Source organism: Streptomyces justiciae (assembly GCF_015163075.1).
GTDB classification, from domain to species: Bacteria; Actinomycetota; Actinomycetes; order Streptomycetales; family Streptomycetaceae; genus Streptomyces; species Streptomyces justiciae.
Genome location: NZ_JADDXU010000002.1, coordinates 640,942 through 664,372 on the forward strand (window position 1 = coordinate 640,942; position 23,431 = coordinate 664,372).

The window sequence follows — 23,431 nt, forward strand, 5'->3', positions numbered from 1 at the left end:
CATGACCCGTTACGCGGCGCCCGGCACCGAGGGCGCGATCGTCTCCTACCAGGCGCGCTACGACCACTTCATCGGCGGCGAGTATGTGCCCCCGGCCCGCGGGCAGTACTTCGAGAACCCGTCGCCGGTGAACGGGCAGCCGTTCACCGAGGTCGCGCGGGGCACGGCGGAGGACGTGGAGCGGGCGCTCGACGCGGCGCACGCGGCGGCGCCGGCCTGGGGGCGGACGTCGGTGACCGAGCGGTCCGACATCCTGCTCAAGATCGCCGACCGTATGGAGGCGTATCTCGAACCACTGGCCGTGGCGGAGAGCTGGGAGAACGGCAAGCCGGTGCGCGAGACGCTGGCCGCGGACATCCCCCTGGCGATCGACCACTTCCGCTACTTCGCGGGCGCGATCCGCGCGCAGGAGGGCTCGCTCGGCGAGGTCGACGACGACACGGTGGCGTACCACTTCCACGAGCCGCTCGGCGTCGTGGCACAGATCATCCCGTGGAACTTCCCGATCCTGATGGCGACCTGGAAGCTCGCGCCGGCGCTCGCCGCGGGCAACGCGGTCGTGCTGAAGCCCGCCGAGCAGACCCCGGCGTCCATCCACTACTGGCTGAGCCTGGTCGCGGACCTGCTGCCGCCGGGCGTGGTGAACATCGTCAACGGGTTCGGCGTGGAGGCGGGCAAGCCGCTGGCGTCCAGCCCGCGGGTGGCGAAGGTGGCGTTCACGGGCGAGACCACGACCGGCCGGCTGATCATGCAGTACGCGTCGGAGAACATCACCCCGGTCACCCTCGAACTCGGCGGCAAGTCCCCGAACATCTTCTTCGAGGACATCTGGAGGGCCGACGACGACTTCCGCGACAAGGCGCTCGAAGGCTTCACCATGTTCGCTCTCAACCAGGGCGAGGTGTGCACGTGCCCGTCGAGGGCGCTGGTGCAGCGCGGGCACTACGCCGAGTTCATGGAGGCCGCGGTCGCCCGCACCGAGTTGATCAAGACGGGCCACCCGCTCGACACGGACACGATGATCGGCGCCCAGGCCTCCAACGACCAGCTGGAGAAGATCCTCTCCTACCTGGACATCGGCCGGCAGGAGGGCGCCAAGGTCCTCACGGGCGGTCAGCGCATCGAGCACGACGGCGAGTTGAAGGGCGGCTACTACGTCCAGCCGACCATCTTCGAGGGCGACAACCGTATGCGGATCTTCCAGGAGGAGATCTTCGGCCCGGTCGTGTCGGTGACCTCCTTCGACGACTTCGACGACGCCATCAAGATCGCCAACGACACGCTGTACGGCCTCGGGGCCGGCGTGTGGACCCGGGACGTCAACACGGCGTACCGCGCGGGCCGCGCGATCCAGGCGGGCCGGGTGTGGACGAACTGCTACCACGCCTACCCGGCGCACGCGGCGTTCGGCGGCTACAAGGGCTCGGGCATCGGCCGCGAGACGCACAAGATGATGCTGGAGCACTACCAGCAGACGAAGAACCTGCTGGTGTCGTACTCGCCGCGGAAGCTGGGCTTCTTCTAGGGACGGGTTCCGGTGCCGGGGCGGACGGTGGCCCCGGCACCGGTCCGTCAGGCCTCGTCGCGGAGGCGGGCCGCCAGGGCGGTCAGGGACTCCGTGTCCTCGGCGTGGCCCAGGGCGGTCAGGCGGGTGATCGCCGCGTCGAGGCGGGTGAGGGCCGGGGCGGGGCGTTCCAGGTAGAGGCCCTCCACGGCGCCGGCGAGGCGGACGCACTCGGCCCACTCATCGGCGTGGCCGTCCTCCCGTCCCGGCTCGCCGAGCAGGGCGAGGGCCTTGTCCAGGGCGGTCAGCGCGTCCTCGTACTCACCGGCGTAGGCGTTGACCCGGCCGTGCTCGTAGGCCAGGGCGCTGTCCAGGGACCGGCCGTGGGCCTCGTACTCGGCGGCGCGGGCCTCGTCGGCGATCCGGCCGGCGTCGGTGAGGAAGGCGCGGGCGTCGGCGAGACCGTCGGGGCCCTGCTGCTGGGCCTGGAGGCGGGCCAGTTCGCGCAGGCAGTTGCTGAGCAGCTCGTAGCGCGGCGCCTTCGCATGGGCGGCGAGTGCCTGGTCCGCGGCCGCGCGGGCCCGGTCGAACTCGCCGGACTCGCCGAGGAGTACGGCCGTCTCCGCGGCGATCATGGCGTGGCTGCCCGGGTCGTCGTCCCAGCCCGCCGACTCGGCCGCGAGGGCGACGAACTCGGCGGTGGCGGCCTTGAGGTCCTCCCCCGTGCGCAGCGCGCGGGCGCGGGTCAGCCGCAGCTGGGCGACGAGCCGGTCGTCCAACTCACCCGAGACCACGTCCGGTTCGATCAGCAGGGAGTCGAGCAGCGCGATGCAGTCCTCGACGCGGCCCAGGTCGAGGCTGAGCTGGGCGGCGTTGCTGTAGGAGCAGAACGCGTCCGTCCGGCTGCCGCGGCGCAGGTCCGCCTCGGCCGAGCGCGTCAGGTGCCGCAGGGCCTCCTCGGGGCGGCCCAGGCGCATGCTCGCCTCGGCCAGGTCGCCGAGGAGCCGGGTGGTGTCGACGGTGTCGGCCGGCCAGTCGGCGGCCAGCCGCAGACCCTCGCTCAGGTCCGCGTACGCGGCCTCGGCGTCCCGGAGGCCGAGCTGGAGCCGGCCGCGCAGCCCGAGCGTCCGCGGAATGTGCCAGGCGGGGCCGTGCTCCTTCAGCCAGTCGAGGACGGTGTCGATCTCGGTGACGGCGGTGGGCAGGTCGCCGGAGACGGCGTGGGTGCTGGCCCGCAGCAGCAGCGCCCCGGAGATCTGCCCGGCGATCTCGTGCCGGGTGGCGAACGTGTGCAGCAGGTCCACTTCGGCGTGGACCGGCGCGATGTGCTCCTCCTTCCCCGACGTCTGGAGGCGTACGGCGAGCGTGGTGGCCCGCAGCCGGAGCAGTCGGGCCTCCTGGTACGGGGCGAGGTCGGGCGTCTCCTCGTGCAGCCGGACCATGGCGGCGTGCGCGTCGGTCAGCCCGGCCACCCGCGCCTCGACGGCGTCCTCGCCCTGCGGGGGGATCTCGGCCGTGGCGAGCAGCGCGCAGGCGCGGGAGACGGCGGCGTCGGCCGGTTCGCCGGCGTCGTCGTACAGGGCCGCGGCCTCCTCGTGGAGGGCGGCGGAGTCGGCGTACTCGTCCTTGACGCCCGCCCGGTGGGCTTCTTCGGCCAGCAGGTCCGCGCGGAGGCGGACGAGGGGGCCGACGGCCGGGTCGTCTGGGTGGCTGTAGTCGGGGGCGGCGACGAGGGTGCGCAGGCGGGCCCAGCAGGCCTGCGCGTCCGGGTGCCCCACCTCGTCCAACTCCCGTGCCCGGAGGATGAGTTCGGGCAGGGACTCGGGTACGGCGGCCGCTGCGGGGATAGTGGGCGCCGCTACCGGGGTGGCCGGGGCCACGTCGTCCAGCTCCCGCGTGCGCAGGGTCAGTTCGAGTCTCTCCAGCAGCGGGGCCCTGTCGAGGCGGGCCCTGCGGCGGTCGGCGTGGGTCGTGGTCCCGTTGCGGGCGTCGAAGCGGGCGGCGAGGTCGTCGGCGCGGCCGCGCACCTCGGCGCGCAGCCCGGCCACCGTCCAGGTGCGGCCCGGGTATCCGGCGGCGGGCAGGTCACCGTGGCCGAGGCCCTCGACACGCTGGAGGAGGACCTCCACGCCGGTGAGGAAGCCGAGTTGGTCGAGCGGCGAGTCGACCTCGTCGAACAGATTCCGGTTCTCGGCGAGCAGTTCGAGACCGCGGGCCTCGTTGCCGGTGAGCGCGCAGAACTCCAGGTGCCGGCCGACCTCTTCGGACATCGAGGGGTTGCGGCGGCAGGCGCGGTAGCCGGTGAGGTGCAGTTCGCGGGCCCGGTCGGTGGCACCGGTGCGCAGCAGCGGCAGCAGCGCGTACGAGGCGGAGCGGGCGGGCTCCTCCTTGCACGACTCCTTCCCCGCGAGGACCGGCTCGAAGGCGCGCAAGGCCCCTTCGTCGTCGCCCGCCCGGAGCAGATACCGGGCACGCTGGCAGGTCTCGCATGCCTCGCAGTCGCTGAGCCGGGTACGGGTGCGGGCCGCCCACAGGTCGTAGGCGAGGGCGGTGTCCTCGCCCACGTGCGCGGCGAGTTGGTACGCCTGCCCGTAGTACGGCTGGAGGCCGAGGTCGGCCTTCTCGTACCGCTCGCGCATCTCCGTGAGCCACTGGCGCAGGCTGGTCAGCGGGATCTCGGGGAGCTGGCGCAGGGCGTGGGCCACCCACTTGAACCGCCAGAACAGCTGGTGGCGCAGGCGCTCGTCGAAGACGTCGGGCTGCTCGTCGAAGAGGGTGAGCAGGCGCGCGAAGACGACGGGCGACTTTCGGGGTTCGGAGCCGTAGGTGTACGCCTCCTGGAGTTCGAGGAGCGCGTCGATGAGCGGGCCGGGCTCCGCGAACTGCTCGGCGGCGTCGACGAGTTCCTCGGCGGTGACGGTGCGGGTGCGGCCGTAGGGGCGCCGGTCGTTCTCCTGGAGCGCCTGGTACAGCTCGTCGGTGGTCTGGGGTGCGGTCGTCATCGTCAGCTGTCCTTGCGGAGGGCGTGGGCGAGGAGGTCGAGGAAGGAGCGGTTGATGAGGCTCGACTCGGCGGGCCGCAGGGGGCGCCGGGACAGCATCGCGGCCTGGCCGTAGAGGGCTTCGGCGCTGGTGCGGGCCAGTTCGGGCTCGTCGATGGTGACGGCGGTGCGGACCAGCGGGTTCAGCTGGTTGAGGATCAGCTGGGCGCGCGGGGCCTCCTGGCGCAGGGCGCCGAGGATGTCGCCCCACAGGCCGCCCTCCTGCTCGCGGGCGAGCTGGGAGCGGGTGCGTTCGTGCCGGGCCTCTCGGCTGTCGACGAGGAGCGCGGGGGCGGACGCGGGCTGGAAGGTGCGCAGGGCGACGTCGCAGTCGAAGACCGCGAGGGCGTCGCGGGCCTGGGCCAGGTAGGCCGCGGCGGCCAGCTCCGTCTCCCGGTCGACGGGGTCGAGGTGGGCGGTGAGAGTGGCCGGGTCGAGGTCGGCGACGGTGACCTCGGGCCTGATCTCGGGCAGCCGGTGGACCAGTTGGCGGTCGTAGGTGTAGCCGCCGTTGACGACACCGAGTCCGGCGGCCGAGGCGATGGCCGCGACCTGGCGGAACTCCTCGACGCTGGACGTGACGAGGACGGTGCGGTGGGTACGGGCGAACTCGTCGAGGGTGCAGTGCCCGGCGGTGGTCTCGAACGGCAGCCAGGGCAGCAGCATCCGCAGGATCTCGTCGTCGTGCACGGCGAGGGACTTCACGGCCAGGTGGTGGGCCTGGAGGAAACGGTTGAGGAGTTCGGGGTCGCTGGCGGCGGCGCGGGCGATCCAGGCGCGCAGCCGGTCGGCGAGGGCGTCGCGGACGGCGGCGAGGGTGTCGTCCTCGTAGAGCGCCTCGCGGGACGCGGTCGGGCGCAGGCTCTCGGCGTCGACGACACAGCGCACGAAGAACGCCCACTCGGGCAGGATCTCCTCGGCCTGCTCGGACAGCAGCATGCCCTTGACGTGCACGCGGTGTCCGTGGCGCCGCCCGGCGGGCACCGCCTCGGGCAGCACACAGGCGATGCCCTTCAGGCCGACGGCTGGGAGGTCCAGCTCGATGGTGTCCAACGGCGTGAATCCGAAGACCTCTTCGCCGTACGCGGCCAGGGCGCGGGAGCGGGCTCCGGGGGTGGGGTACGTGGCCGACCAGGGCGCGGGCTCGGGGTTCACCGGTACGGCCGCGCCGCCCGAGCCGTCGTGGAAGGTCACCGGGTGGCGCAGCAGGGAGCCGAAGTGGCGGGCCAGCGCGTGGACTTGGGTCGGGCGGGTCCACTCGCCCGCGTCGGCGCGCGGCGTCAGCGTGACGGTCGTACCGGGCCGGGGGCGGGCGGAGGCGGGCAGGGTGCGGACGGTGTAGCTGCCGTCGCCGCGGCCGCGCCATTCCACGGCGGGGGCGTCGGGGGTGCGGGCGGAGCGGCTGACGACGTGGATCTCGTCGGCGACCAGGAAGCAGGAGAGCAGGCCGATGCCGAACTGGCCGATGAAGTCGGCGCGTTGCTCGGCGACCTGGTCGGCACGCTTGCTGCTGCGGCCGATCGTGGCGAGGAAGGTGTGCACGTCGGCCTCGGTGAGACCGACGCCGTCGTCCTCGACGCGCACGGTCGCGCCGTCCGCGTACAGGCGGATGCCGAAGCCGCCGCCCGGCTCGACGGCGTGCCGTGCGGTGAGGGCGTCGACCGCGTTCTGCATCAGTTCGCGCAGGTAGACGCGGGGGCTGGAGTAGAGGTGGTGGGAGAGGAGGTCGACCAGACCGCGGAGGTCGACCTGGAAGGTGCGGTCGGTGGCGGCGGGCTCGGCGGCGTTGTGACGCAGGGGCATGGGGTAGTCCGGGGTGAAGGAAAGGGCGGAGGCGGGCGGTGGCTCAGAAAGCCTTGCGGAGACGTGCGTACGCCTTCTGATCGGCCGGGTGGGCGGTGGCTCAGAAAGCCTTGCGGAGACGCGCGTACGCCTTCTGATCGGCCGGGTGGGCGGAGGCTCAGAAAGCCTTGCGCAGGCGTGTGTACGCCTTCTGCGGATCCGACATGAAGACCCACGGCCACTCCGTGTACGCGCCCTCCAGCTCACGGAAGACATTGGAGGCCGTGCTGCTGCCCGCCAGCGCGAGGGCCATCGCGAAGATGTTGTAGTCGCCCTGCCAGCCCAGGCGACGCTCGTAGGCGTGGTGCAGGATGCTGCGCTCCGCCGCCTCTCTCAACTCGGTGCGGATCCGCGGGTCCTGGAGGCAGTCGCGGTGGTCGGACTCCACCCACTCCTCGATACGGGCCATGGCGACGACACAGCCCAGCCGGTGCCCGTCGGGGGCGGCGGCGAAGGCCTTCTGGGCGAACTCCAGGGCCTGGCCCGGCTCTCCGCCCCAGCGGGGCTGGAGGTGCGACACCCACTCCAGGTGGATGTCCACATTCAGCGGGTCACGGCGCAGACCGGCGGCGAGGCGGGCGTCCTGGACGTTGTCGTCGAGGGACATGCCGCGTCCCGAGGTGATCAGTTGGCGCCAGGGCGTGACCCAGTCGGGCCGCAGCTCGGCGGCTTCGAGCAGGTGATCCTCGGCGATGCGCAGCCGCTCGTAGAAGGTCTGCCACTGCTCGCGGCTGACGTCCACGGCACGCGCGGAGGTGCGGGCGTCCCAGCCCCAGGAGATGTGGCGCGCACCCGAGATCAGCAGGGCGGTCGCCCGGAGCTCGTCGTCGCCCTTGTCCTCGTCGGCGGCACGGACGATCCACTCCTCCACACCGTCCACCACGGACAGTTGCCCCAGGACCGCCTGCTCGCTGCCAAGGTCGAAGGGGGCCATGGCCGCCTTGACCGCCGTCCAGTCACCCGCGCGGGCCGCCTCGACCAGCGCGAGCACCCGCGCGTCCCCCAGCGCCTGAAGCTTGTAGACCCCGCCCCGCTGTCTGCGCGGGACGGGAAGCGCGTGCGGATGCTCCGCCGAGCCCGCGCTTCTCCCGAACAGCTTCCCCAACATGCCGTGCCCTCCCCTGGCCCCGCCTGATCGTTCGGTGCAGCATAAACGGCACCACCGACACCGCTTCCACAGGGTTTTCACACCCGCCGCACGCCACCGAGCCCTATGCCTTCGCCTTCCCGCCCACCGCACGCAGCACGAACGGCAGCAGCCGGTCCGCCGCCGCCCGCGCCGTGGCCTCGGCGACCTCGTGGGGCGGTTGCGGGGCGAGGGTGAACATGCTGACGACCGGGCCTATGACCAGGTCGCCGACCAGGTCGCGGTCCTTCAGGGGCGGGATCTCACCGCGGGCGACCGCACGCTCGACGATCACGTCCACGCGCTCCCGCACCGGCGTCATCAGTGCCGCCGTGAGCGCCTCGGCCAGGGCGTCGTTGTGGGCGGCCTCGCCGATCAGGGTGCGGATCAGCTGACCGCTGCGGCCGGTCAGCGCGACGGCCTTGTCCCGCAGGAGGACCCGCAGGTCGCCGTCGAGCGTGCCGGTGTCGGGCTGGGCCCCGAGGTCTCCTGCGTAGGCGGCCACGGCGGCGATCACCAGGTCCTCCTTGGAGGACCAGCGGCGGTAGAGGGTGGCCGTGGAGACACCGGCGCGGGCGGCGACGGCGGCCGTGGTCAGCCCGCCGTACCCGCTCTCGGCCAGGACGGCGAGCGTGGCCTCCAGCAGGGCCCGGTCGCGCGCGGCGTCACGGGGCCGGCCCCGCTGCGGTACGGCGTCAGCCACGCGTCAGTCCCGGCAGGTGCTCGGCGAGGTGGAGGGCGTGCAGGCGCTCGAACTCCTCGTGCGTGCAGCGGCCGTACGCCGGATGCGGTGCGTGGTCCGCGGTGTGCGCGGTGAACAGGTTCACGGCGTCCTCGAAGTCGGCGACGGCCTCCGCCACCGGCCGGTCCGCCACCAGCGGTGGGGCGCCGTCGATCTCCGCGCCGAGCGGGTGCCGCATCGCGCCGCGGCGCAGGAAGAGCCGCTTGGCCAGCGCTCCGGCGGTGGCCCGGAACAGGGCGGGCTTGAGGCGCGGGTATCCGACGACGGAGTAGCGGACGGTCTGGGCGCAGTGCTGGAGCGTCTGGGAGAGGTTCCACGGGCCGCCGGGGGCGAGCAGCTCCCGCTCGGGGCGGTCGAGGGCGCCGCGGAGCAGCGCCGCTGACTCGTGGAGGGCGGGAGGACTGGACGAAGTGGCCGAACTCATGGGTCACAGAATAACCCAATACCGAAACGAAAAGCTTTCGTTTCGTTTATGCTCGCCCGCATGCCCTCCTCCACAGACCTGGCACGCCCCGACACGGCGGCCGGCACCGTCTCCCGCCTGAACGCCGCCTTCGCCACCGGCCTGACCCGCCCCGTGGCCTGGCGCAAGTCCCAACTCCGGGCACTGCGCCGGATGTTGACCGAGCACGAGGAGGTGTTCGCAGCGGCCCTGCGCGCCGACCTCGGCAAGAGCCGCACGGAGGCGTACACCACCGAGATCGGGTTCCTGGTCAACGAGATCGACCACACCCTGCGCCATCTGGACCGCTGGCTGCGTCCGCGCCGGGTCGGCGTCCCCCTCGCCCTGGCGCCGGCCCGGGCCCGCACCGTGCGCGAGCCGCTGGGCACGGTGCTGGTCATCAGCCCCTGGAACTACCCCCTCCAGCTGGCCCTGGCCCCGGTGGTCGGCGCGCTCGCGGCGGGCAACTGCGCGGTCGTGAAACCGAGCGAGCTGGCGCCCGCGACGTCGGCCGCTCTGGCCGAGTGGCTGCCCCGGGTGCTGAACCCCGAGGCCGTCGCCGTCGTAGAAGGGGGAGTGGCAGAGACGACAGCCCTGCTGGAACAGCGGTTCGACCATGTCTTCTACACCGGCAACGGCACGGTCGGACGCATCGTCATGGCCGCAGCGGCCCGGCACCTCACCCCCGTCACCCTGGAACTCGGCGGCAAGAGTCCCGCCGTCGTCGAACCCGGTACCGACCTCGCCTCGGCCGCCCGCCGCATCGCCTGGGGCAAGTTCATGAACGCCGGGCAGACCTGCGTCGCGCCCGACTACGTACTGGCCGTCGGCGACACGGCCGACGGCCTCCAGGACGCGCTCGCCGCCGCGATCCGGGAGATGTACGGCGCGGACCCGGCCACGAGCGAGGACTACGGCCGGATCGTCAACGAGCGTCACTTCGACCGGCTCGCCGCGCTGCCGGCCGGCGGCCGGGTCGTGGTCGGCGGCGAACACGACCGCTCCCGGCTCTACTTCGCGCCCACCGTCCTCGCCGACGTCGACGTCGACTCCCCGGTGATGCGGGAGGAGATCTTCGGGCCGATCCTGCCCGTCGTGCGGGTCCCCGACCTGGACGCGGCGATCGCGTTCATCACCGCGCGGGAAAAGCCGCTGGCGCTCTACGCGTTCACCGCCTCGGCGGCGTCCAAGCGCCGACTGACGGGCGAAACCTCGTCCGGCGCCCTGGCGTTCGGGGTGCCCAACGCCCATCTCGCCGTGCCGGGGCTGCCGTTCGGCGGGGTCGGCGAGAGCGGACTGGGCCGCTACCACGGGACGTACTCCATCGACACGTTCAGCCACGTCAAGGCCGTGCTGGACAAGCCGCGGCTGCCGGACACCCTGCGGCTGGCGTACCCGCCGTTCACCCGCGGCAAGGACCGGCTGCTGCGCCGGTTCACCTGACCCGACCGAGAAAGGCCGTCACGCACGTGAGAACAGCAAGCCGGGCCCCCTTATCCATGCGGAACTGGCGCATGGCGAAGCGCCTGTACGTCGTCCTCCTCATCCCCGTGCTCGTCGCGCTGTCCCTCGGCGCCTTCCGGGGGAAACGCTCGATCGACACACTGCAGGACGCCGAGGACGCCGTGCGGGTCGCCCAACTGGTGCAGACGGCCAACAAGTACGCGAGCGACGTCATCAACGAGCGGGACGTCTCGGTCGTCCCGCTGCTCAAGGGGAAGCGGTCGGACAGCGCGATCACCAAGGCCCGCGCGATCACCGACCAGGACCGGAAGGACTTCGACAGGGCGGTGGCGAACATGCCGCGCTCGACTCGTCTCCTCAAGCGCGTCGCGGCGGTCCGCACCGGTGAAAAGGCGCTGACGGAGTTGCGCGAGGACGCCTTCACGGCCAAGCTCCCCGGCGTCCAGACCGAGGAGAAGTACCACCTCATCCAGCACCCCCTGATGGAACTCTCCAACGAGCTGGGGTTCGGCAGCAGCAACCAGGCGAGCTTCGGCCGCACCCTGTACGCCCTCTCCCTCACCCAGGCCGCCGAGTCGCTGACCCGGGCCATCGGCCAACGCGTCCTCGTCCAGGACCGCGACGACCTGGCGGACGGTGAACTGGACGTCCAGCTCGCCACGTTCCGCTCCTACGCCTACCTCCAGCAGGTCGCGCTCCAGGAGTTCGCCGGCGCCGGCACCAGCGAGGACATGGACCGCCTCGACCAGGCCATGGCGGCCGCCCGGAAGAAGGGCGAGTCACTCGCGGCCGAGGCGGCGCAGAAGGCCGAGGACGCCGGGAAGCCGTTCGTCGCCCCGCCGCCGCTGGAGGAGATGATCCAGCGGATCTCGTCCGGCGCCACGGCAGAGAAGCTGGCGGCCGAGGGCATCACCCCGGAGTCGTTCTTCACCGCCTCGACGCTCGCCTTCGACGCCTACCGGCGCGTCGAGGTGCAGCTCTCGGACACGGCGCTCGCCAAGGCCGAGGAGATCTCCGACGACGCCCGGCGGGACGCGCTCGTCAACTCCGTGGTCGTCGTGGCCGCGGTCGTGCTGGCCTTCCTGCTGGCCATGTGGGTCGCGCGCTCGATGACCGGCAGCATGCGCCGGCTGCGCGGGGCCGCCCTGGACATCGCCCAGACGCAACTGCCCGCACTGGTCGAGAAGTTGTCCCAGCCGCGCCCTCATCCGGTGAACACGCGCGTCGCCCCCATCCCCATCGACACCAGGGACGAGATCGGCGAGGTCGCCAGGGCCTTCGACCAGGTCCACCGCGAGGCCGTCCAACTCGCCGCGGAACAAGCCCTGTTGCGCGGCAACGTCAGCGCCATCTTCACCAGCCTCTCGCGCCGGTCGGAGGCACTCGTCGAGGGACAGCTGCACCTGCTGACCGACCTGGAGAAGAACGAGGCCGACCCCGACCAGCTGGAGAACCTCTTCCGCCTGGACCACCTGGCGACGCGTATGCGCCGCAACGGCGAGAACCTGCTCGTGCTCGCCGGGGAGGAACCCCGGCACCGCTGGGACCAGCCGATGCCGCTCATCGACACCGTGCGGGCCGCCGCGTCCGAGGTCGAGCAGTACGAGCGGGTCCAGATCTCCGGCATCCCCGAGACGCTCGTCCACGGCCGCGCAGCGACCGACCTCGTGCATCTGCTGGCCGAACTCCTGGAGAACGCGACCACGTTCTCCTCGCCGCGAAGCCCGGTACGGGTCACCGCGGCCCAACTCCCGGACGGGCGTGCCATGGTGGAGATCCACGACGAGGGAGTCGGCCTGACCTCGCAGGACTTCGCCGAGCTCAACCGTAAACTCGCCGACCCACCGACCGTGGACGCCGCGATCTCCCGGCGTATGGGGCTCTTCGTGGTCGGCAGGCTGGCCGAACGGCACGGCATCCGGGTCCAGTTGCGGCCCGCCCGGGCGGAGTACGGGGCCATCGCGCTGGTCATGCTGCCGTACACCACGCTGGCGGACGAGGGGGCACCTGCCGCGTACAGCAACCTCTGAGGCGACGGCACAAGCAGCGCGGCGCAGGGCGGCCCATTCATCGGGTGGATGAGCCGGATACGGGATTCGGATCGCGGGAGGGATGGCGGTGGGTGGGCCCGGCCACTCATAGTCGTCCCCACCTGGCCGTCCCCACCGCATGCCGCTGTCTGCCCCGGCGGGAGCTGCCACGGACGTCCCCGCATGCCGTGCGCCCTCGGCGCCCCGACCGGCATGCCCGCTCCCGCCCGTCCCTGGAGTCGCCATGCCCGCTTCCGTGCCCCAGTCCCCCACCCTCACGGACGACGACGAAACATCCGCGTCCCCCGTCGCCGTCGTGGGCCCGGCCCATCTGCTGCGCGTGACGCTGCTCATGGCGGGCAGCTGTCTGCCGATCCTCGGAGCGGTGCTCATCGCCCCGGTCCTGCCGAAGATGCAGGACCACTTCGCTTCGGTGCCCGGCGCCAAGGCGCTCGTGCCGCTGGCCCTGACCGTCCCGGCGCTGGCGCTCGCGCTGCTCGCGCCGTTCGCCGGGGTGATCGTGGACCGGCTGGGCCGCAGGCGGCTGCTGATCGTGGCGACCCTGCTGTACGCCGTGTTCGGCACGGCCCCGCTGTGGCTGGAGTCCCTCGGCGCGATCATCGCGAGCCGGGCGCTGGTCGGGGTCGCGGAAGCCGCGATCATGACGTGCTGCACCACGCTGATCGGCGACTACTACAGCGGGCAGCGGCGCGTGAAGTACCTCGCCCTGCAGACCATGTGCGCCTCCGCGTCGGCCACCGTCTTCTTCGTGCTCGGCGGGGCTGTCGGGTCGGCGGGCTGGCGGGTGCCGTTCTGGGTGTACGCCGTGAGCCTGGTCCTGGCGCCGCTGATGGCGTCGGCGCTGCCGGCACCGGCGAGGGGCGGAGCGGCGGCGGTCGGAGCGGCGCCGGCCGGGGCGGCGGTGGCCGGGGCGGCGGCGGCCGGGGCGGCGGCGGCCGGGGCGGCGGCGGCTGTCGAACCCCGACGCACCTTCCCCTGGCGGCAGTTGGGTGGCATCTGCGCGCTCACCTTCTTCGGTGCGATGGTCTTCTACACGGTCCCGGTCGAGATGTCGTACCTCCTCGACGACCTCGGCGTGGAGAGCTCCGGCGTGATCGGCCTGGCCACCGCCGTCGCCAGTGCGGCAACCGTGGGCGGGGCGGTCACCTTCGCGCGGCTGAAGCGCGCGCCCGAGCCTCTGCTGCCCGGGGTGCTGGCGGTGTGCGCCGTCGGCTTCGGGGTGATGGCCGTGGCCGGGAACGCGGCGCTGCTGGTGGTCGGCGCGGTGATCAACTGCGTCGGTACGGGGATGCTGCTGCCCGCCCTGCTGACGAGCGCGATGTCCCGGCTGGCGTTCGAGGACCGCGGCCGGGGGACGGGCCTGTGGATGGCCGCGTTCTTCGGCGGGGAGTTCGTCTGCCCGCTGGTGCTGTTGGGCGGGGAGGCCGCGGTGGGGAGCCTCGCGGGGGCGGTGGGGATGCTGGGGGTCGCCGCGGCGGCGGTCGCGGGCGGACTGCTGACGGCCGGGCGCCGAGGCCGAACCGCCGAGCCGCAGCCCCGGTCCTGACGCGCTGCGCCGAGGTCGGAGGACCGAACCGCAACCGCGGTTCTGACACGTCCGCGAGGAGGCCTGGCCATCGAGCCGCAGCCGCTCCCCCAACGCGTCCGCGCCAAGACCGGAAGACCGAACCGCAACCCCCGCCCCGACACGTCCGCCAGGAGGCCCGGCCATCCAGCCACAGCCGCTCCCCCAACGCATCTGCGCCAAGACCCGGAAAACCGAACCGCAACCCCCGCCCCGACACGTCCGCCAGGAGGCCCGGCCATCCAGCCACAGCCACTGCCCCAACGCGTCTACGCCAAGGCCGGAGGCCCGAACCCCAGCCACCGCCCTAACGCGACGCCGTCAGCCCCGCCCCCACCTCCTCCGCCTTCCTCCGCAGCCAGATGTGCGCCGCGTCCTGTGCGTGCACCGGGTGCCACCACATCGCCTGGCCCACCGGGACCGCCTCGAAGGGGCACGGCAGGACCCGTACCGCCGCGGAGCGGACCGCCCGGCGGGCCAGGCGTTCCTGGATCATCGCGATCCGGCGGGTGCCCTCGACCATGTGCGGGAGCAGTTGGAAGGTCTGCACGGACACCTCCACGCGCGGGCTGATGCCGAGCATGCTGAGCTGCCGGGCGACGGGGGCGTCGTAGGGGCGCTGGTATACGGCCCAGGGCAGCCGGGCGAGGTCGTCGAGGGTGAGTTCCTCGCCGACGTCGGGGTGGTCGTCGGCGAGCAGGCACAGCCAGCGGTCCTGGTAGAGGTCGACCGCGGGGAAGCCGTCGATGACGCCGTGCGGCATCAGCAGGCCGTCGACGGTGCTGAGCACGGCCGCGGTGTTCTCGACCACCGACGGCGCCGGATGCTGGAAGGTGAGCCGGACGCCAGGTGCCTCCTCGTGCATCGCGCGGGCCAGTGAGGCGCCGAAGACGGCCGCGCCGTAGTCCGAGGCGAGCAGCGTGAACTCGCGGGTCTCGGCCGCCGGGTCGAAGTCGGCCTGGCTGGAGAAGAGACGTTCGAGCAGGTCACAGGCGCTGGCGCTGCGGTCGCGCAGGGCGACGCCGAGCGGGGTGAGCTCGTACGAGTTTCCCGTCCGCGCCAGCAGTTCGTCGCCGAAGTGCCGGCGCAGCCGGGACAGCGCGGCGCTCATCGCGGGCTGGCTGAGCCCGACCCGCTCGCCGGCCCGGGTGACGTTGCGCTCCTCAAGCAGCGCGCGCAGGGCGACGACGAGGTTGAGGTCGAGTCGGGACAGGTTCACCGGGCACCACCAGGGACGTTCAGGGCGGTCCATGGAAGGGCTATCCATGGCGTGGATGCGGCTCATCCGCAGGATCTATTTCCGTGATTCGCCGATCGAGGTCAGAGTAGACCGCATCCCAGCAGGAGGAAATCTGATGTCAACGCTCGCGCAACCTGCCGGCCCCTTCGCGCTCGGCACGTTCTCCACCCCGGACGGGGCCCCCTTCCCCGGCCTCCTGGCCCGGGAGCGGGTGCTCGACCTGCGCCGGACCCTGCCGTGGGCGCCGTCCGACGTGCGGGCCGTGGTGGAGCGGTGGGACGACGCGCTGCCCCTCCTGCACGGCCTCGCGGACGACGACACCCTCGACCGGCTGCCGCTGGAGGGGCTGCGCGTGCACGCCCCGCTGGAGCCCCGGCAGATCTTCCAGTCCGGCGCCAACTACCGGCAGCACGTGATCGACCTGGAGGTCGCCCACCGCTCCCCCGACGACCCGCGCACGGTCGAGGAGGCCCGCGCGGAGATCGCCGCGATCATGGACCGCCGGGCCGCCGAGGACCTGCCGTACGTCTTCATCGGTCTGCCGAGCACGATCGCGGGGCCGTACGACGATGTCGTCCTCCCCGCCTGGGCCGAACAGCCGGACTGGGAGCTGGAGTTGGCGGCCGTGATCGCCAAGCCCGCCTACCGGGTGTCCGTCGAGGAGGCCTTGGAGCACGTCGCCGGGTACACGATCGCCAACGATCTCACCGACCGGGCGACCGTGTTCCGTCGGGACATGAAGGCCATCGGCACCGACTGGCTGCGCTGCAAGAACGCGCCCGGGTTCACGCCGCTGGGCCCCTGGCTGGTGCCGGCGGAGTCGATCGCGGACCCGGGTGAGCTGCGGGTGACCCTCAAGCTCAACGGCGACACCATGCAGGACGAGTCCACCAAGGACATGCTGTTCGGGGTGGCCCGGCTGGTGTCGTACATCTCGCAGAGCTCCCGACTCCTGCCCGGCGACCTGGTGTTGACCGGCAGCCCGGCCGGGAACGGCCTGCACTGGGGGCGGTTGCTGCGCGACGGCGACGTCATGGAGGGGTCGATCACGGGCCTCGGCGTGCAGCGCACGCGGTGTGTCGGGGAGAGCGCGTGAACCGGCACGACCCCGAGGGCGCGATCGTCGAGGCCGCCAAAGAGTTCTCGAACTGGGGGCGCTGGGGCGCGGAAGACGTCCTCGGCACCCTCAACTTCCTCGACGAGGCCAAGCGACGTGAGGGCGCGGCTCTGGTCCGCCGGGGTGTCAGCTTCTCGCTCTCGCAGCGCTTCGACATGAACGGCCCGCAGAAGGGCTGGCGTCGGCGGACCAACCCCGTCCACACCATGCTCGACACGGGCACCGACGCCGCCCTCGGCAACCAGGGCTTCCCGCACGGCATCGGCGGCGCCGACGACGTGATCGCGATGCCGTTGCAGTGCTCGACCCAGTGGGACGGGCTCGGGCACATCTTCGACCACGGCAAGGCCTGGAACGGGCGAGCGGCGGAGCAGGTCGTCACCTCCGACGGTGACCTCGTCACCGGCATCGAGCACATGGCACCGTACGTCGCCGGTCGCGGCGTCCTGCTGGACGTGGGTCAAGTCTGCGGGGACGGGGGCGAGTTGCCGGACGCCTTCGCCATCACGGAGGAGCATCTCACCGCGACCGCCGAGGCTCACGGGGTGACCGTGGGGCGCGGTGACATCGTCCTCGTACGGACCGGGCAGCTCGCTCGCGTACGGCGCGACGGCTGGGGCGACTACGCAGGCGGACCCGCGCCGGGGCTGTCGTTCACCAGCGCCGGCTGGCTGCACCGCACCGAGATCGCCGCGATCGCCACCGACACCTGGGGGTTCGAGGTGCGGCCCAACGAGTTCGACAACGCCTTCCAGCCGCTGCACCAGGTCGTCATCCCCAACATGGGTCTGCTGATCGGCGAGATGTGGGACCTCGACGCGCTGGCGGCGGACTGCGCCGACGACGGCGTGTACGAGTTCTGGCTCACGGCTGCTCCGCTGCCCATCACCGGCGCCGTGGGTTCTCCGGTGAACCCGATCGCCGTCAAGTAACCCCTCTCGCCCTCCATCTGCCCCCGCCGCCCGACGTCGCGCGGCCCCACCCCGGGAGGAATCCCCGACATGGCTGACCGCCGCACCCCTTCCGTCCTCATCATCGGCGGAGGCACCTCCGGAAACGCCCTGACCGTGCTGCTGCGCCGGGCCGGGATCGCCGTCGACCTCGTCGAGGCGAGCGCCGACTGGAAGGCCGCCGCCGGCTCGGGCATCACCCTGCAGGGCAACGCCCTGCGCGTGCTGCGCGAGGTCGGTGTCCTCGACACGATCCAGAAGGAGGGCTACAAGGCCGAGGGCGTCGCCATCCTCACCCCGGACGGCACCGTGCTGGCCGCCCACGAGGAGCTCCGTACCGGTGGCGACGACCTGCCGGCCCACATCGGCATGCAGCGCCCCCGGCTCCAGCAGCTCCTGATCGACGAGGTCCTCGCCTCGGGCGCCGACGTCCGCCTCGGCACCAGAGCCACCGCCTTCGCGCAGGACGGCGAGGGCGTGGACGTCACCTTCACGGACGGCACGAGCCGCCGCTACGACCTGGTCGTCGGCGCCGACGGCCTCGGCTCCGCCACCCGCCGGATGATCGGCGTCACCGACGAACCCCGCCCCACCGGCATGGGCATCTGGCGCGCCCCCGCGCCCCGGCCCGCCGCCGTCCGCCGCACCGAGATGGTCTACGGCGGCCGGTGTTTCATCGCCGGGTACTGCCCGACCAGCGAGGACACGGTCTACGCGTACCTCGTCGAGCCCGCCCGCGACCGGGCCACGATCGACCCGGCGGCCTACGCCGCCGAGATGCGGGCGCTCAGCGAGGGCTACGGCGGGGCGTGGGACGAGATCCGCCCGGCCCTGACCGATCCGACGGTCGTCAACTACACCTGGTTCGACCGGCACTTGGTGGAGGGACCCTGGCACCGCGGCCGGGTCGTGCTGGTCGGCGACGCCGTGCACTGCTGCCCGCCGACCCTCGCCCAGGGCGCCGCGATGTCCCTGGAGGACGTCCTCGTCCTCGCCGAACTGCTGACCGGCCTCGACGACTGGACCGCCGCACCCCTCGACCGGCTCCTCACCGACTACCACGCCCGGCGGCTCCCCCGCGTGCGTCTGGTCGTCGACGCCTCCGTCCAACTCGGCCAGTGGCTGCTGGACGGGGTGCGCGACGCGGACGTGCCGGGGCTGATGCACCGCACCATGACCGCCCTCAAGGAACTCCCGTGACCACGCCCGCACTCCGGCTTCCGACCATCGACGTCCACGCCCACCTCCTGCTCCCGGAGGTCGACGAGGCCGCCGCCGGTCACCCCGGCCTCGCCGAGGCACGCGCCCTGGACGCCCGCCGCAACGGCCCCGCCGCCCTTGCGGTGAACGGCCCCATGGTCGGCGCCCGCATACCGAAGCTGACGGACGCCGCCGTACGGCTGGCGGCGATGGACGCGCAGGGCGTGGACGTCCAGCTGGTCAGCCCCTCCCCGTCGCACTACCACTACTGGGCTCCCCCCGAACTGGCCGCGACAATGGGCAAGTTGGCCAACACCGGCACCGCCGAGCACTGCGCCAAGGCCCCCGACCGCCTGCTCGGTCTCGGACTCGCCCCGCTCCAACACCCGGTCCTCGCCGTCGAGTTGCTCGATCACGCGCTGGAACTGGGCCTCCGGGGCGTCGAGATCTCCTCGCACGCCCCCGGCCACGAACTGTCGGACCCGGCGTACGAACCCTTCTGGTCCCGGGCGGAGGAGACGGGCGCCCTCGTCTTCCTGCACCCCTTCGGCTGCACGCTCGACGAGCGCCTGGACCAGTGGTACCTGTCCAACACCGTCGGCCAGCCCACCGAGAACGCGATCGCGCTGTCGCACCTGATCTTCTCCGGCGTCCTGGACCGCCATCCGGGCCTGAAGCTCATCGCTGCGCACGGCGGCGGCTACTTGCCCACCCACATCGGCCGCTCCGACCACGCCTGGCGGGTCCGCCCCGACGCGCGGCGCTGCACACGGGAGCCGAGCAGCTATCTGCGGCAGCTGTACTTCGACTCCCTCGTCCACGACCCGGCCGTGCTGCGCGCGCTGATCGCCACGGTCGGCGCCGACCGTGTCCTGCTCGGCTCCGACTTCCCCTTCGACATGGGCACGGACGATCCGCTGGGCGCGCTGCGCGCGGCGGGCCTGTCCGACACCGACCTCGACGCCGTACGGGGCGGAAACGCGGCCGCCCTCCTCCGGAAGGACTGACATCATGCGTCTGCTCACCCATCTTCGGCACGTCGACCTCGCCGTGCCCGACTACGACAAGCAGCTCGACTTCTACGCCGGCGTCTGGGGCCTGACCAAGGTCGAGGAGGACTCCGGCATCTCCTTCCTGGCCGCCGAGGGCAGCCCCGAGCGCTATGTGATCCGGCTGCGCAAGGCCGCGGAGAAGCGCCTCGACCTGGTGTCCTACGGTGCGGCCTCGGCCGCCGACGTGGACACGCTCGCCGAGCAACTGCTGGCCGGGGGCGTGCAGTTGATCTCCCAGCCGGGCAAGGTCGACACCCCTGGAGGCGGCTACGGCTTCCGCTTCTTCGACGTCGACGGCCGCACCATCGAGGTCTCGGCGGACGTGGAGGTACGGCGGCACCGCAGGATCGAGGAGAAGGAGTCGATCCCGGTCAAGCTGTCGCACGTCGTGCTCAACTCCCCTGATCTGAACCGCACTCGGGAGTGGTACGAGACCCACCTGGGCTTCCGTCTCTCCGACACGCTCTCCTCGCCCCACATGGGCGAGGTCATGCACTTCATGCGGATCAGCAACCAGCACCACTCGATGGCGATCGCGCAGGGCCCGCACACCGCGCTGCACCACGTCTCCTTCGAGATGCGCGGCATCGACGAGTACATGCGCGGTTCGGGTCGTGTGATGCGCTCGGGGGCCCGCAAGGTCTGGGGTCCGGGCCGGCACATGGCGGGCGACAACACGTTCACGTACTTCCTCGACCCGCACGGCAACACCGTGGAGTACACGACGGAGTTGGAGAACCTCGACGAGGACACCTGGCACCCGCACGTCTACGACTTCTCGCAGCCCGAGGTCACCGACCAGTGGGGCACGGCCAATCCGATGAACGAGCTGGTCGCCAAGGAGTCGTTCAACGACGTCGACCGCGGCTGCTTCGTCGCCCCACCGGTCTGATCCGACCCGCTCGCCTGCCCCGCCCCACCGGTCTGATCCGGCCCTCCCGACAGGACCCCTTCCATGCGTTTCGCCACCTACGAGTTCCGGAACCGGCGGCATGTGGCCGTCGTCGAGGCGGACGGCACGCTGTACCCGCTGTCGGCCGTGCGCTCCCTGACCGGGCTGCTCGCCGAGACGGGCGGCCTGGACCGGCTGCTCGACGCGGGCGCGACCGCCCTCGACGTGCCGCCCGGACCGCACGTCTCCGAGGTGCGGCTGCTGCCGCCTCTCCAGCCGCCGACCGTGCGGGACTTCGTGACCTTCGAGGAGCACGTGGAAGGGGTACGCCGGTCCATCGACGGCAACGCGGGCGTGCCCGAGCAGTGGTACGCGGCCCCGACCTTCTACTTCACCAACCCGTACGCCGTGTACGGCCCTTACGACGACATACCCGTGCCGCCCGGGTCGGCCGTCCTCGACTTCGAGCTGGAAGTCGCCGCCGTGATCGGCCGGGAGGGCCGGGACCTCGCCCCGGAGGAGGCCCCCGAACACATCGTCGGCTACACGGTCTTCAACGACTGGTCCGCCCGCGATCTCCAGTCCGCCGAGATGAGGGTCAACCTCGGCCCGTGCAAGGGCAAGGACACCGCCACCACCCTCGGCCCGTACCTCGTCACGGCCGACGAGATGGAGCGGTACCGCGACTCGGACGGCTTCCTGCGTCTCGCCCTCACCGCCTCGGTCAACGGCGAAGTGGTGGGCAAGGACCTGCTGTCCAACATGAGTTGGACCTTCGAGGAGATGACCGCATACGCCTCACGCGGCACCTGGGTGCGCCCCGGTGACGTCCTCGGCTCGGGCACGTGCGGCAACGGCGGCTGTCTGGCCGAGCTGTGGGGCGTACGCGGCCGCCAGGACCCACCACCGCTGAAGCCGGGTGACACGGTCACGCTCGCCGTCGAGGGCATCGGCACCATCTCCAACACCGTCGTCGCGGGCGCCGCACCGGTGCCGCTCCCGACCGGTCGGCGGCGGGGCCGGGAGCGGCCGTGAAGCGGCTGCTGGGCAAGGTGGTCGTCGTCACCGGCGCCGCCCGCGGCCAGGGCGCGGCGGAGGCGGAGGCCCTGACCCGGGAGGGCGCCCGGGTCATCGCCACCGATGTGACGGACGCCCCGGGCTGCCGCCGCCTCGACGTCACCAACGAGAAGGAGTGGGCCGAACTCGCCGCCGAACTCGGGGAGTCGTACGGCCAGGTCCACGGCCTGGTCAACAACGCGGGCATCACCTGGCGCGCCCGCCTCGACGACGTACGACCCGAGGACTTCGACCGCGTGCACGCCGTGAACGTCACCGGACCGCTCCTCGGCATCCAGCACCTCGCCCCGCTGATGCGGCCGGGCGCCTCGATCGTCAACGTGGGCTCCACGGCGGCCCTCACCGGCCACTATCCGGTGGCGTACACGGCGAGCAAGTGGGCGCTCAGGGGCCTGTCGAAGGCGTCCGCCCTGGAGCTCGGCCCGCGGGGCATCCGGGTCAACACCGTCCATCCCGGGTTCATCGAAACCGAGATGACCGCGTCCGCCGCGCCTGCCTTCCGCGAGGCGAACCTCCGCGAGACGCCGCTCGGCCGCACCGGGACCGTCGACGACATCACCCCGCTCGTCGTCTTCCTCCTCTCCGACGCGGCGTCCTTCATCACCGGCGCCGAGATCCCGGTCGACGGCGGCCTCACCGCGCACGGCGGGGTCAAGTCGATCTCCGAAGCACTCCAGTAGCGAACAGCGCAAGAACGGAAAGGCCCATGGACAAGGTCAGCGCGAGCGCCGCCGAGGCGGTCGCCGACATCCCCGACGGCGCGTCGCTGGCCGTCGGCGGCTTCGGCCTCAGCGGCGTCCCCGACGTGCTCATCCAGGCCCTGCACGCCCAGGGTTCCCGCGGCCTGGAGGTCGTCTCGAACAACTGCGGCGTGGACGGCCGCGGCCTCGGCATCCTGCTGGCCGCCGGCCGGATCGCCCGCGTGACCGGCTCCTACGTCGGCGAGAACAAGGAGTTCGCCCGCCAGTACCTGTCCGGCGAACTGGAGGTGGAGCTGGTGCCGCAGGGCACGCTGGCCGAGCGGCTGCGGGCCGGCGGCGCGGGCATCCCCGCGTTCTACACCCCGGCGGGCGTCGGCACCCAGGTCGCGAACGGCGGCCTCCCCTGGCGGCATGCGCCCGACGGCTCGGTGGCGGTCACCTCGCCCCCGAAGGAGATCCGCACCTTCCAGGGCCGCCCGCACGTCCTGGAGCACGGCATCACCACCGACTTCGCCCTCGTACGGGCCTGGCGCGGCGACCGGCACGGAAACCTGGTGTTCCGCAGGTCCGCCGCGAACTTCAACCCGCTCGCCGCCATGGCGGGCAGGATCACCGTCGCCGAGGTCGAAGAGCTCGTGGAACCGGGCGAGTTGAGCCCCGAAGAAGTGCACGTCCCCGGCATCTTCGTCCAGCGGGTCGTCGAGTTGACGGCGCGTCAGGCCGCCGACAAGCACGTGGAGAAGAGGACCGTACGAGCATGAGCTGGACCCGCGACCAGATGGCCGCCCGCGCCGCCGCCGAACTCACCGACGGCTCCTACGTCAACCTCGGCATCGGCCTGCCCACCCTGATCCCCGGCCATCTCCCACCCGGCGTCCAGGTCGTCCTGCATTCCGAGAACGGCATCCTCGGCACCGGCCCCTACCCCACGGAGGCCGAGGTCGACCCGGATCTCATCAACGCCGGCAAGGAGACCGTCACCGTGCTGCCGGGGGCGTCGTTCTTCGACTCGGCGCTCTCCTTCGGCATGATCCGCGGCGGCCACATCGACACCGCCGTACTCGGCGCCATGCAGGTCTCCGAACACGGCGACCTCGCCAACTGGATGATCCCCGGCAAGATGGTCAAGGGCATGGGCGGCGCGATGGACCTGGTCCACGGCGCCCGCCGCGTCGTCGTCCTCATGGAGCACACCGCCAAGGACGGCACCCCGAAGATCGTCAAGGACTGCACGCTGCCGCTCACCGGCGAGCGCTGTGTGCAGCGGATCATCACCGACCTGGGCGTCCTCGACGTCACGCCCACCGGCCTCGTCCTCGTGGAGTGCGCGCCGGGCGTCACCGCCGAGGACATCGCCGAACGGACGGAGGCGCCGGTGGCGCTACCCGGGAGTCACGCCGCCGGATAGCCCGATTGCCGCCCGCAGT

General features: G+C 72.2%; 19 protein-coding genes. 13 read left to right on the forward strand and 6 right to left on the reverse strand.

Annotated features, from left to right (window positions below; genetic code table 11):
- Nucleotide 1: 1 nt before the first annotated feature.
- Nucleotides 2-1,525: an acetaldehyde dehydrogenase ExaC gene (exaC, locus tag IQ210_RS06925; protein WP_194077944.1), complete on the forward strand. Its 1,524-nt coding sequence runs from the start codon at nt 2-4 to the stop codon at nt 1,523-1,525.
- Nucleotides 1,526-1,572: 47 nt separating this feature from the next.
- Here exaC and IQ210_RS06930 read toward each other — a convergent pair whose 3' ends face one another.
- From IQ210_RS06930 to IQ210_RS06950, 5 genes are all read right to left on the reverse strand, one after another.
- Nucleotides 1,573-4,506 (reverse strand): hypothetical protein, encoded by a 2,934-nt coding sequence (locus IQ210_RS06930; protein WP_194077945.1) that lies wholly within the window; start codon nt 4,504-4,506, stop codon nt 1,573-1,575.
- Nucleotides 4,507-4,508: 2 nt separating this feature from the next.
- Nucleotides 4,509-6,347, reverse strand: coding sequence for an HSP90 family protein (locus tag IQ210_RS06935; protein ID WP_194077946.1), 1,839 nt, complete (start codon nt 6,345-6,347; stop codon nt 4,509-4,511).
- A gap of 157 nt (nt 6,348-6,504) precedes the next feature.
- A complete protein-coding gene (locus tag IQ210_RS06940) occupies nt 6,505-7,494 on the reverse strand; it encodes a hypothetical protein (RefSeq protein WP_194077947.1) in 990 nt (329 codons plus the stop codon).
- Between the two features lie 103 nt (nt 7,495-7,597).
- Nucleotides 7,598-8,215 (reverse strand): TetR/AcrR family transcriptional regulator, encoded by a 618-nt coding sequence (locus IQ210_RS06945; RefSeq protein ID WP_194077948.1) that lies wholly within the window; start codon nt 8,213-8,215, stop codon nt 7,598-7,600.
- Complete coding sequence (locus IQ210_RS06950) at nt 8,208-8,678, reverse strand: DUF1569 domain-containing protein (protein ID WP_194077949.1); 471 nt, start codon at nt 8,676-8,678, stop codon at nt 8,208-8,210. Before IQ210_RS06950 ends, IQ210_RS06945 begins: the two co-directional genes overlap by 8 nt.
- 60 nt (nt 8,679-8,738) lie before the next feature.
- Between IQ210_RS06950 and IQ210_RS06955 the strand changes: the two genes are divergently transcribed.
- From IQ210_RS06955 to IQ210_RS06965, 3 genes are all read left to right on the forward strand, one after another.
- Nucleotides 8,739-10,139, forward strand: coding sequence for an aldehyde dehydrogenase family protein (locus tag IQ210_RS06955; RefSeq protein WP_228047066.1), 1,401 nt, complete (start codon nt 8,739-8,741; stop codon nt 10,137-10,139).
- A 71-nt stretch (nt 10,140-10,210) separates the two neighbouring features.
- Nucleotides 10,211-12,190: a sensor histidine kinase gene (locus IQ210_RS06960; RefSeq protein WP_194077951.1), complete on the forward strand. Its 1,980-nt coding sequence runs from the start codon at nt 10,211-10,213 to the stop codon at nt 12,188-12,190.
- 244 nt (nt 12,191-12,434) lie between these two features.
- The gene (locus IQ210_RS06965; RefSeq protein WP_194077952.1) at nt 12,435-13,757 is read left to right on the forward strand and encodes an MFS transporter; all 1,323 of its coding nucleotides are present in this window, start codon (nt 12,435-12,437) and stop codon (nt 13,755-13,757) included.
- Between the two features lie 325 nt (nt 13,758-14,082).
- On the opposite strand, the gene IQ210_RS06970 is transcribed toward IQ210_RS06965, so the two are convergent.
- Nucleotides 14,083-14,994, reverse strand: coding sequence for a LysR family transcriptional regulator (locus tag IQ210_RS06970; RefSeq protein ID WP_194078213.1), 912 nt, complete (start codon nt 14,992-14,994; stop codon nt 14,083-14,085).
- Nucleotides 14,995-15,130: 136 nt separating this feature from the next.
- On the opposite strand from IQ210_RS06970, the gene IQ210_RS06975 reads away from it, so the two are divergent.
- The 9 genes from IQ210_RS06975 (at nt 15,131) to IQ210_RS07015 (ending at nt 23,412) form a co-directional block, all read left to right on the forward strand.
- Nucleotides 15,131-16,111, forward strand: coding sequence for a fumarylacetoacetate hydrolase family protein (locus tag IQ210_RS06975; protein WP_194077953.1), 981 nt, complete (start codon nt 15,131-15,133; stop codon nt 16,109-16,111).
- Complete coding sequence (locus IQ210_RS06980; protein ID WP_194077954.1) at nt 16,108-17,064, forward strand: cyclase family protein; 957 nt, start codon at nt 16,108-16,110, stop codon at nt 17,062-17,064. The genes IQ210_RS06975 and IQ210_RS06980 overlap by 4 nt, the downstream gene beginning before the upstream one ends.
- A gap of 69 nt (nt 17,065-17,133) precedes the next feature.
- Entirely contained in the window at nt 17,134-18,282 is a 1,149-nt protein-coding gene (locus IQ210_RS06985; protein WP_194077955.1) for an FAD-dependent oxidoreductase, read from the forward strand.
- Nucleotides 18,279-19,289 (forward strand): amidohydrolase family protein, encoded by a 1,011-nt coding sequence (locus tag IQ210_RS06990; RefSeq protein WP_322656322.1) that lies wholly within the window; start codon nt 18,279-18,281, stop codon nt 19,287-19,289. Before IQ210_RS06985 ends, IQ210_RS06990 begins: the two co-directional genes overlap by 4 nt.
- Before the next feature lie 4 nt (nt 19,290-19,293).
- Complete coding sequence (locus IQ210_RS06995; RefSeq protein ID WP_194077957.1) at nt 19,294-20,226, forward strand: VOC family protein; 933 nt, start codon at nt 19,294-19,296, stop codon at nt 20,224-20,226.
- Nucleotides 20,227-20,289: 63 nt separating this feature from the next.
- A complete protein-coding gene (locus IQ210_RS07000; RefSeq protein WP_194077958.1) occupies nt 20,290-21,261 on the forward strand; it encodes a fumarylacetoacetate hydrolase family protein in 972 nt (323 codons plus the stop codon).
- A complete protein-coding gene (locus tag IQ210_RS07005) occupies nt 21,258-21,983 on the forward strand; it encodes an SDR family NAD(P)-dependent oxidoreductase (protein WP_194077959.1) in 726 nt (241 codons plus the stop codon). The genes IQ210_RS07000 and IQ210_RS07005 overlap by 4 nt, the downstream gene beginning before the upstream one ends.
- A gap of 26 nt (nt 21,984-22,009) precedes the next feature.
- Nucleotides 22,010-22,765, forward strand: coding sequence for a CoA transferase subunit A (locus IQ210_RS07010; RefSeq protein ID WP_194077960.1), 756 nt, complete (start codon nt 22,010-22,012; stop codon nt 22,763-22,765).
- The gene (locus IQ210_RS07015; RefSeq protein WP_194077961.1) at nt 22,762-23,412 is read left to right on the forward strand and encodes a CoA transferase subunit B; all 651 of its coding nucleotides are present in this window, start codon (nt 22,762-22,764) and stop codon (nt 23,410-23,412) included. The genes IQ210_RS07010 and IQ210_RS07015 overlap by 4 nt, the downstream gene beginning before the upstream one ends.
- The last annotated feature ends 19 nt before the right edge of the window (nt 23,413-23,431 follow it).